The 9,611-nt window shown below is 42.8% G+C and carries 8 protein-coding genes; 2 read left to right on the top strand and 6 right to left on the bottom strand.

Translation table 11 applies throughout. The annotated features are described in order from the left end of the window. Positions 1-229: 229 nt before the first annotated feature. Positions 230-850 carry a c-type cytochrome gene (locus tag BCU91_RS00245; RefSeq protein ID WP_102435891.1) on the bottom strand — a complete coding sequence of 207 codons (621 nt, stop codon included), beginning with the start codon at positions 848-850 and terminating at the stop codon, positions 230-232. A gap of 167 nt (positions 851-1,017) precedes the next feature. Here BCU91_RS00245 and yihA point away from each other — a divergent pair, with 167 nt between their 5' ends. Continuing rightward, positions 1,018-1,680 (top strand): ribosome biogenesis GTP-binding protein YihA/YsxC, encoded by a 663-nt coding sequence (gene yihA, locus BCU91_RS00240; protein WP_102476002.1) that lies wholly within the window; start codon positions 1,018-1,020, stop codon positions 1,678-1,680. A gap of 628 nt (positions 1,681-2,308) precedes the next feature. On the opposite strand, the gene polA is transcribed toward yihA, so the two are convergent. After that, positions 2,309-5,071 (bottom strand): DNA polymerase I, encoded by a 2,763-nt coding sequence (polA, locus tag BCU91_RS00235; protein WP_102435887.1) that lies wholly within the window; start codon positions 5,069-5,071, stop codon positions 2,309-2,311. Between the two features lie 385 nt (positions 5,072-5,456). On the opposite strand from polA, the gene elbB reads away from it, so the two are divergent. Further along, the gene (elbB, locus tag BCU91_RS00230; protein WP_102435885.1) at positions 5,457-6,110 is read left to right on the top strand and encodes an isoprenoid biosynthesis glyoxalase ElbB; all 654 of its coding nucleotides are present in this window, start codon (positions 5,457-5,459) and stop codon (positions 6,108-6,110) included. A 3-nt stretch (positions 6,111-6,113) separates the two neighbouring features. Here elbB and glpG read toward each other — a convergent pair whose 3' ends face one another. The 4 genes from glpG to BCU91_RS00210 form a co-directional block, all read right to left on the bottom strand. Next, positions 6,114-6,956, bottom strand: a complete 843-nt coding sequence (gene glpG, locus BCU91_RS00225) for a rhomboid family intramembrane serine protease GlpG (RefSeq protein ID WP_102435884.1) — start codon at positions 6,954-6,956, stop codon at positions 6,114-6,116. Beyond that, on the bottom strand, positions 6,953-7,261 hold the full coding sequence (gene glpE / locus BCU91_RS00220) for a thiosulfate sulfurtransferase GlpE (protein ID WP_102435882.1): 309 nt from the start codon (positions 7,259-7,261) through the stop codon (positions 6,953-6,955). The genes glpG and glpE overlap by 4 nt, the downstream gene beginning before the upstream one ends. A gap of 116 nt (positions 7,262-7,377) precedes the next feature. Beyond that, positions 7,378-8,403 carry an L-threonine 3-dehydrogenase gene (gene tdh, locus BCU91_RS00215; protein ID WP_102435880.1) on the bottom strand — a complete coding sequence of 342 codons (1,026 nt, stop codon included), beginning with the start codon at positions 8,401-8,403 and terminating at the stop codon, positions 7,378-7,380. 12 nt (positions 8,404-8,415) lie between these two features. Beyond that, on the bottom strand, positions 8,416-9,609 hold the full coding sequence (locus tag BCU91_RS00210) for a glycine C-acetyltransferase (RefSeq protein ID WP_102475999.1): 1,194 nt from the start codon (positions 9,607-9,609) through the stop codon (positions 8,416-8,418). Between the last annotated feature and the right edge of the window lie 2 nt (positions 9,610-9,611).

The raw sequence follows: 9,611 nt of genomic DNA, 5'->3' as shown, positions 1-9,611 counted from the left end.
GGTAAATATTATTCTTATATCTTAAATGTAAACGTAGCCGAAATCTGTGAGATAGAATTGATATTTTTGTTCTGACAGTTGGGTTCATTTCGGTACGGGGCTATTTAACCCTAAAAGAGTGATCTCTGTCAAGCCTCAATAACCTCAAGTTTACGTAAACGTAAACTTGAGGTTGTAAAAAAGGGTGAATTGTCACCCTTTTTGTCGTTGTCAGCGCGAGCAGTAAAATTTACTTAAGGCTTGAAATATATTGAGATAATGCTTGGATATCACTGTCAGTTAGCTTTTTAGCAACATCTTGCATCATGCCATTGAGATCGTTGTTACGATTTGTATCGCGGAATTTATTTAGCTGGATTTTGACATAATCAGCATGTTGACCACCAATTGATGGGAAGCCTGCAAGCTCTGCGCCTTTACCATCTGGTCCATGACATGCCATGCATGAAGTGATACCACGATCCATATCGCCGCCTTTATAAAGGGCTTCGCCTTCAGCAGGTATACTCGCCACATCGGCTACATTTAATGTTTGGCTAGCATAATATGCAGAAACATCCTTAATATCTTGTTCAGATAAGGATATTGACATGCCTATCATGGTAGGATCATTACGACCTTCTTTGCCGCCGCTTTTAGCCGCCGCTTGGAAATCATGTAATTGCTTTTCTAGATAAGATGCGTGCTGTCCGGCCAGTTTAGGCCAAATAGGAGCAATGCTGTTACCGTCAACACCGTGACAGGCTGAACACATAACTGATTTAGTTTTACCCGCTTCCACATTACCTTCAGCGATTGCAGGGGTTGATATAGCGGCAAATACAGACAGCGCAAGAGCTAACTTTTTCATGGCGTTCCAACTTCTTGTTTAATTTATTGTCCTGAGCTTACTAGGGTGACCTGCAAGCGTGGTAAAATCTACAAACTGTGATCCGGGTAATATTTTACACGAAAATGTGGAAAAGTAAGCAAATCTTACATAATTAAGGTATTACCTAAAAATTATTGGAGTAAATCGTGTCAGAAACGCGTATAGATTTTCGAAAAACCAAGTTTTTAATTAGTGCGCCAGACATTGCACACTTAAATGAGTACTTACCTGGTGATGCCGGAGTAGAAATAGCGTTTGCTGGCCGCTCTAATGCAGGTAAGTCAAGCGCCTTGAATGCATTAACGGATCAAAAAGGCTTAGCAAGAACCAGTAAAACCCCCGGTCGTACTCAACTTATTAATGTTTTTGAACTTGAAGAAAACCGTCGTCTAGTTGATTTGCCTGGCTATGGTTTTGCTAAGGTGCCTTTAGCATTAAAAAATAAATGGCAAAAAGCTTTAGGTGAATATTTACAAGAGCGCGCCTGTTTAAGCGGTGTTGTGGTGTTAATGGATATTCGCCATCCGCTTAAAGATCTCGATTTGCAAATGATTGAGTGGGCTGTGCTGAGTGAAATCCCAGTGTTAGCTTTGCTTACTAAGTCTGATAAGCTCGCGCAAAACGTCAAAATGAAGACAGTTAATGCGGTGCGTAAAGAGTTAGCTGAGTATGGGGATTGGGTTAAAGTTGAACCTTTCTCTTCTACTAAAGGGACTGGTAAACCTAAAGTGCTAGGCATTTTAAATGAGTGGTGTAACCCAAGCTGGCTCACTGAAGCGGAGCAAGCATCGCAAGAGCAGGCTGAATAAGAATAACTAATTCTTGCTTCAGTTTAAAAAGGCTATTAAGACTTTGTACTTAGTAGCCTTTTTTGCATTTAAAAGTCGAGTTTCGAATAATGGCAAAAAAAAACCGATAACTAAATAGCTATCGGTTAAAAAAATTAGCTCTTTTGGGGAGAAGCTAAATTCAACAAGACTCAAGTGCCATCTACTCATTGATGACGCTCAATAAGCTCATAATACCTGTTTCTTAAATGTAGTTAAAGTATTTACTCTAAAATTTATTTTGGGCAAAAAAAAGCTCCAGCATATATAGATGCTGGAGCGCCATAATTCGGCTTGTCACTATTTCTAGTGAAATAAAAAGGTCTGAAAGATGGAACATCTTAACCTCTGTACCCTACAGCGAAGATAATACGGTATTAGCCTTTAAATGAAAAACTGTTTTTCGTTAAAATGAACAATATTGTGAGCAGCAACACAATTTATGCTGGGTTTATCAGCGTTTTTTGTGCAAAAGACTAAGTGGTAAACAAGCAGGTAAAAAAAATACCTGTAAATTTTTCATTACAGGTATTTTGTATTCGGCAATGACTATCTGTTTAGCCGCATCCGTTTCATCATCTGTTTAGGTGTATATGTGAGTCGTTAAACCCTAGTGCGCCTCATCCCAATTGTTTCCAAGTCCTGCTTCAGCTAATAGCATCACATCAATGGAGGCCGCTTCGGCCATCAGTTCACAGACCTTGCTCTTCAAGGCTTCTGCTTTATCTGCATCCACTTCGAAAACCAATTCATCGTGCACCTGCATCATCATGGTGATCTCACCTTGAGTGTCGTTCTCAATCCAAGCGGCGATCTTTATCATCGCTTTTTTGATGATATCAGCGGCAGTGCCTTGCATTGGCGCATTAATCGCTGCGCGCTCAGCCGCCTGACGGCGCATGGCGTTTCTGTCTTTAATATCAGGTAAGTACAGTCGTCTGCCGTAAAGGGTTTCGACATAGCCAACATCAGCGGCTAACGCGCGGGTGTCTTCCATGTACTTCAATACGCCAGGATAGCGGGCGAAGTAAGTATCAATGTAGGTTTGAGCTTCTTTACGTGGGATATCTAGCTGCTTGGCCAAGCCAAACGCTGACATGCCATAGATTAAACCGAAGTTAACCGCTTTAGCTCGGCGGCGTTGCTCGGTAGTCACTTCTTCAAAATGCACCCCAAATACTTCTGCTGCGGTGGCTTTATGAATATCTTTATTTTCAGCAAATGCTGTCAATAAGCCTTTATCTTGTGAAAGATGCGCCATGATGCGTAATTCAATTTGCGAGTAATCGGCAGCCAATACTTTACGGCCTTCAGCGGCGATAAAAGCTTGCCTAATGCGGCGACCTTCTTCGGTTCTGATAGGGATATTTTGCAGGTTTGGCTCGCTTGATGATAAACGTCCTGTGGCGGCATTGGCTTGATGATAGCTGGTATGCACGCGCCCGGTAACAGGATTAACCATTAATGGCAATTTGTCGGTATAGGTGCTCTTTAATTTTGACAGACTGCGGTGCTGCAAAATAATTTTAGGAAGCGGGTAATCTAGGGCTAATTCAACCAGTACATCTTCTGCGGTTGACGGGGCACCTTTTGGGGTCTTTTTGATGACCGGATAGCCAAGTTTATCAAAAAATAATGCCTGTAATTGCTTTGGAGAGCCGAGGTTAAACTTCTCACCGGCGATGTCATAAGCCTTAGTTTCAAGATCGTCAATCTTCTGTGCAAGTTCATCACTTTGTTGACTGAGCAGCATGCTGTCAATGAGTACGCCTTGACGTTCGATATTTGATAATACTTGGATTAGCGGTAATTCAAGTTCATTAAATACTGAGCTGAGTGTTGGCTCTTTCTCTATTCTTGGCCATAGGTGCTGATGTAAACGCAGGGTGATGTCGGCATCTTCTGCTGCATAGGGCGCTGCTACATCCAAATTAATTTGGTTGAAGGTTAACTGTTTTGCGCCTTTGCCGGCAATTTCTTCAAAGCTAATATTTTTATGACCAAGATACTTAAGGGCTAATCCGTCCATATCATGACGAGAGGCGACAGAGTTAAACACGTAGGACTCAAGCATGGTATCAAAGCGAACACCTTTAAGGCTGATGCCTGCATTGGCAAAGATACTGATATCGTATTTTAGGTTTTGGCCGACTTTTTCAAGTTGGTCATTTTCTAAAATCGGTCTTAATTGCTCAAGTGCGTACTCCATAGCAAGTTGCTGTGGTGCGTCTAAGTAATCATGGGCTAACGGCAAATAAGCCGCTTTACCTGCTTCTATTGCAAATGAAATACCGACCAGCTTTGCTTCCATGTAGTTTAGGCTGGTGGTTTCGGTGTCGATGGCAATTAATTTAGCTTTTGATAGCTTTTCAATCCAAAGGGTTAACTGCGCTTCGGTTAATATGGTGTCATATTCAACTTCAATGGCCGCAGCGACAGGCGTGATTTCCTCTGTGGTGTTAGACTTGCTTGATGTATTAAAGCCTGATTTATTATCCAATACTTCTGCTAACCAGCGCTTGAATTCCATTTCACCATAAAGCTTAACTAATTCATCGCGGTTTTGTGGTTTGGTGGCTAATTTATCCCAGTCATTATCCCACTCCACATCGGTTTTGATGGTGGCAAGATCGTATGACAGCTGCAGCATGTCTTTATTTTCGGCAATTTTCTTTGGCATGGTTTTAGAGCCGCGGAAAGTCACATCTAACACGCTCTCAGGATTGGCGATAAGTTTATCGACGCCGCCAACCCCCGTTAGCATTGCTAATGCGGTTTTTTCACCAACACCGGGCAGACCTGGAATGTTATCGGCTTTATCGCCCATCATGGCGAGCAAGTCGATGATCAACTCTGGGCCGACACCAAACTTAGCGGTGACTTCTTCTGGGCCCATAATGGTATCGGTCATGGTGTTAATTAAGGTGACATGTTCATCTACAAGTTGCGCCATGTCTTTATCACCAGTGCTGATTAAGGTTGCTCGACCTTCTTGACTAGCTTTGAGCGCGATGGTGCCAATAACGTCATCGGCTTCAACACCTTCAATACTGATTAATGGTAAGCCTAATGCTTTAATAATGGCATGCAATGGGGCAATTTGGGTACGTAAATCATCAGGCATTGGTGGGCGCTGAGCTTTGTATTCGCTATACATATCATTACGGAAAGTTTTGCCTTTAGCGTCGAAAATTACCGCAATATGACTTGGATTATAGCGGCTCATTAAGCTGCGTAGCATGTTGACTACACCATAAACAGCACCCGTAGCTTCACCTTTAGAATTAGTTAAATGAGGTGGGGCATAATAAGCACGGTAAAGGTAAGAGGAACCATCCACAAGGACGAGTGGGTTATTGGGGATTGTTGGCATAGTTTGGCTTCATATTCAGTATTCTGAGATGGCTCTAGAATGCCACATACAGGGCTTTTCGGCCACGGCAAATTTTATCCCAGGCTGTGGATAAGTCTGTGAGTGAATTAATTAATCATTTAGGTGTGTTTTAACTACGACAGGAAGTAAAACGGTTAAGCCTTTGATTTGTTGTAGTAAATATAATATTTGTGAGTTGAATTATAGTTTTAAAATATATTCCCAATTTGTGGACTTTTTAATATTCTTCCTTGAATTAACTGAATTCTTAGTTCAGTTTTAAACCATGAGGAGATTTGAGGAAATCTAAGTTAGCATGTTTTTTGAACAGATCAATAGATTTGTTGAAAAAAGGTTAAATTAATACAATGGCAAGGGATCAGTAATGAAAAATATTGCGGTTTTACTCAGTGGAAATGGGGTGTTCGACGGCGCAGAAATTCAAGAGTCGGTTTTAACCTTATTAGCTTTATCTCAGGCAGGGGCGAGCTATCATTGTTTTGCGCCAAATATTAATCAATTGCATGTAGTCAATCATTTAACCGGTGAAGTTGATGTGGATGCGCAGCGAAATGTATTAGAGGAGTCGGCGCGCATTGCCCGTGGTGAAATCAGTGATATTAATGCGCTAAATATTGATCAATTTGATGGCTTAATTGTCCCGGGTGGTTTTGGCGCTGCTAAAAACTTGTGTGATTTTGCCGTTGCAGGTAGTGATTGCGTGCTGCAGCCACAGGTGGAAAGTTTTATTCAAGAGTTTGTGCTCGCCAACAAACCAATGGGCTTTATGTGTATCGCACCCATTATGTTGCCGCGAATTTTTAATAACGCCCCCCAAGGCACCATTGGTAATGACAGTGGTACCGCACAGGCGTTTAATGAAATGGGTGGTGAGCATTTAGAGAGTACTTGCGCTGATATCGTTATTGATAAGCAAAATCGGCTGGTAACCACCCCAGCCTATATGTTGGCGACGTCCATAGCTGAGGCTAATGTGGGTATTAAAAAGCTGGTCACAGAAGTGCTGGGGATGTGTTAGTGGTTATTTAGCGGCTGATTTACGGCTATCAAAAGCGCCTTGAGCCAAACCAATCAATAATCCGCCGATATGAGCACCATTGGCGATGGGCATACCGAGTAAATCGGTAAAGCCCAGTACCAGCCAAACAAGCATAAAGCCCATGTAACTGTTGGGAATGCCAATACCTGATTGGGGTTGGCGTTGCCCCATTATCCAGGTGTAGCCAACAACGGCGTATACCACGCCTGATAAGCCGCCAAAGTTAGGCCCTGTCATCATGTATTGCACAATACTGGGTAAACTACCTGCAACGACAAGTAATATGATCAGTGGCTTGCTACCGAGTTTGGTTTCAATCTTGCCACCTAGATACCACCACCATAATAAGTTAAAGGCGATATGCATTAATGAAAAATGCATCAAGCTGGGGGTAAACACTCGCCATATTTGGCTAATGTCACTTTGGGGCACAGCGCCAAAAAAGGATAACTGGCTAAAAATGCCATTGGCAAAGCCAAGGTTCATGCCGGCGTATACCAGCACACAAACAAAGAAGGTAATCAGGGTTAGTGGCCCTGCGCCAGTAATAAACTGCTGGATAAGCCCTAAACTGGAGGAGCCATAATCTAATTTGGTTTGGGTGGTGCCATTATCCCAAGAGGCTTGTAAATACTTCTTCTGGTATGGGTTTTGTCTAAACTGTTCAAACTCGTATTTGGCTTGTTGTGCCTGAGATGGTTGCTCAACGACCAAAGATACCCCGGTTTCAATCACAACGGGATGGCATTCAATATCAAGACCTTTTAAATAGTCTATGAATGCCTGTGCTGCGCGAGCGTTAGGTAATTGGCCGATTTCTATCATACGTGAGCTAAACTCCAAGCTGTGTATCCACCATCAAGACTATAAACATCATCGAAACCTTGTTCAATAAGGTAACCCGCAGCGCCTTGACTGCTCACGCCGTGATAGCACACCACGACTAATGGCTTATCCATATCGGCATCGGCCATAAAGTGGGCGATGTTTTCATTGGTAAGATGCACTGAATTTTTAATGTTACCTGCGGCAAAGCTGGCGGCATCGCGTATATCGACGATTTGCACATCACTGGCATCTTCTTGCATGTGAATGAGTTCGTTAATCGATAAATGCTTAAACGCTGACATGGTTAATCCTTTAAAAAATGACGATAGTAAAAACGACAATAGAGCCTTTAGTATGTGACAAGGGATTGTACGTATACAACCCCTTTTTAGATGAGAATAAATCCGCTATATGGCGATTAATCCCAATTCAATATCACTTTGCCTGATTGACCAGAGCGCATTGCATCAAAGCCTTGTTGGAAGTCATCAACACTGAAATGATGGGTGATAATTGGCGACAAATCTAACCCTGATTGAATCAAACTGGCCATTTTATACCAAGTTTCAAACATTTCGCGTCCATAAATGCCTTTTAAGATTAAGCCTTTAAAGATGACTTTACTCCAATCAATGGCCATTTCACCGCCAGGAATACCTAGCATGGCAATTTTGCCGCCGTGATTCATGGTATCGAGCATTGAATGAAATGCCGATGGTACGCCTGACATTTCCAAGCCAACATCAAAACCTTCAGTCATGCCTAACTCAATCATTACATCTTTTAAGTCTTCTTTCGCAACGTTTACTGCGCGAGTCGCGCCCATTTTACGAGCAAGATCAAGGCGGTACTCATTAACATCAGTGATAACCACATGGCGGGCGCCAACGTGCTTACATACTGCCGCTGCCATAATCCCGATAGGGCCTGCACCGGTAATTAGCACATCTTCACCGACCACATCAAACGATAATGCGGTGTGTACTGCATTACCAAATGGATCAAAGATAGATGCGAGGTCATCTGAAATATCGTTAGGGATTTTAAAGGCATTAAATGCAGGGATCACTAAGTACTCAGCAAAGGCACCTTCACGGTTTACCCCGACACCTGAAGTGTTACGGCATAAATGCGTGCGACCACCGCGACAGTTGCGGCAATGGCCACAGGTAATATGGCCTTCACCAGAAACGCGATCGCCGACAGTAAAGCCGCGAACTTCTTGACCCATATCGACCACTTCACCGACATATTCGTGTCCAACAACCATAGGCACAGGAATGGTATTTTGTGACCATTCGTCCCAGTTGTAGATATGTACATCGGTACCACAAATGGCAGTTTTACGAATTTTAATTAATAGATCGTTATGGCCCATTGTTGGCTTAGGCGCATCAACCATCCAAATGCCTTGTTCAGGCTTTAATTTACTTAGTGCTTTCATGTGTAGTGAGTCCTAAATAATGCCCATTTCTTTACCAATACGGGTAAAGGCTTCGATTGCTTTATCAATTTGCGCTTTAGTGTGCGCCGCTGACATTTGGGTGCGAATGCGGGCTTGGCCTTTTGGCACCACCGGGAATGAGAAACCAACCACGTAGATGTTTTCAGCGAGTAGGCGGTTTGAAAAATCACCTGCCAATTTAGCATCACCAATCATTACCGGGATAATGGCGTGATCAGCACCTGCTAAAGTAAAGCCTGCTGCTGTCATTTTTTCACGGAAGTAACGGCTGTTTTCCCATACGGCTTCACGTAAATCGTGACCCGTTTTTAGCATTTCTAACACATGGATTGATGCACTCACGATTGAAGGCGCTAAAGAGTTTGAAAATAAGTAAGGGCGAGAGCGCTGACGTAACCAGTCAACCACTTCTTTTTTAGCAGAAGTGAAACCACCTGAAGCGCCGCCTAAGGCTTTACCTAAAGTACCGGTAATAATATCGACGCGATCCATTACTTGGCAAAACTCGTGGGTGCCACGGCCATTTTCACCAACAAAACCCACAGCGTGAGAGTCATCAACCATGACGAGTGCATCGTATTTATCGGCTAAATCACACACACCTTGTAAGTTGGCAATCACACCATCCATTGAGAACACGCCATCAGTGGCGATAAGAATGTTTCGTGCGCCCGCAGCTTGCGCGGCAATCAGCTGGGTTTCAAGATCGGCCATATCGTTGTTGGCATAACGGAAACGCTTAGCTTTACATAAACGCACACCATCAATAATAGAGGCATGGTTTAGCGCATCAGAGACGATAGCGTCGTTCGCATCTAGCAGAGTTTCAAATAAACCCGCATTGGCATCAAAACATGAAGAGTAAAGAATGGTATCTTCCATTCCTAAAAATTCACTTAAGCTATTTTCTAATTGCTTATGAATATCTTGGGTGCCACAAATAAAACGAACCGATGCCATACCAAAGCCGTGGCTTGATAAACCATTCTTAGCAGCATTAATTAATTCAGGGTGATTTGCCAAGCCTAAGTAGTTATTAGCACAGAAGTTAATCACTTCTTCGCTATTTACATTGATAGAGGTTTGCTGGGCAGACGCAATGACACGTTCACTCTTGTATAAGCCTTCAGCTTTAACATCGACAAGTTGTTGATTTATGCGGTCGTAAAATGAGGTAGAGGCCACCT

Origin of the sequence: Shewanella sp. 10N.286.52.B9, assembly GCF_002873635.1 — a bacterium.
GTDB lineage: Bacteria > Pseudomonadota > Gammaproteobacteria > Enterobacterales > Shewanellaceae > Shewanella.
The sequence above is the reverse complement of the archived record's forward strand: the minus strand, read 5'-3'. Positions and strand labels throughout refer to the sequence as shown.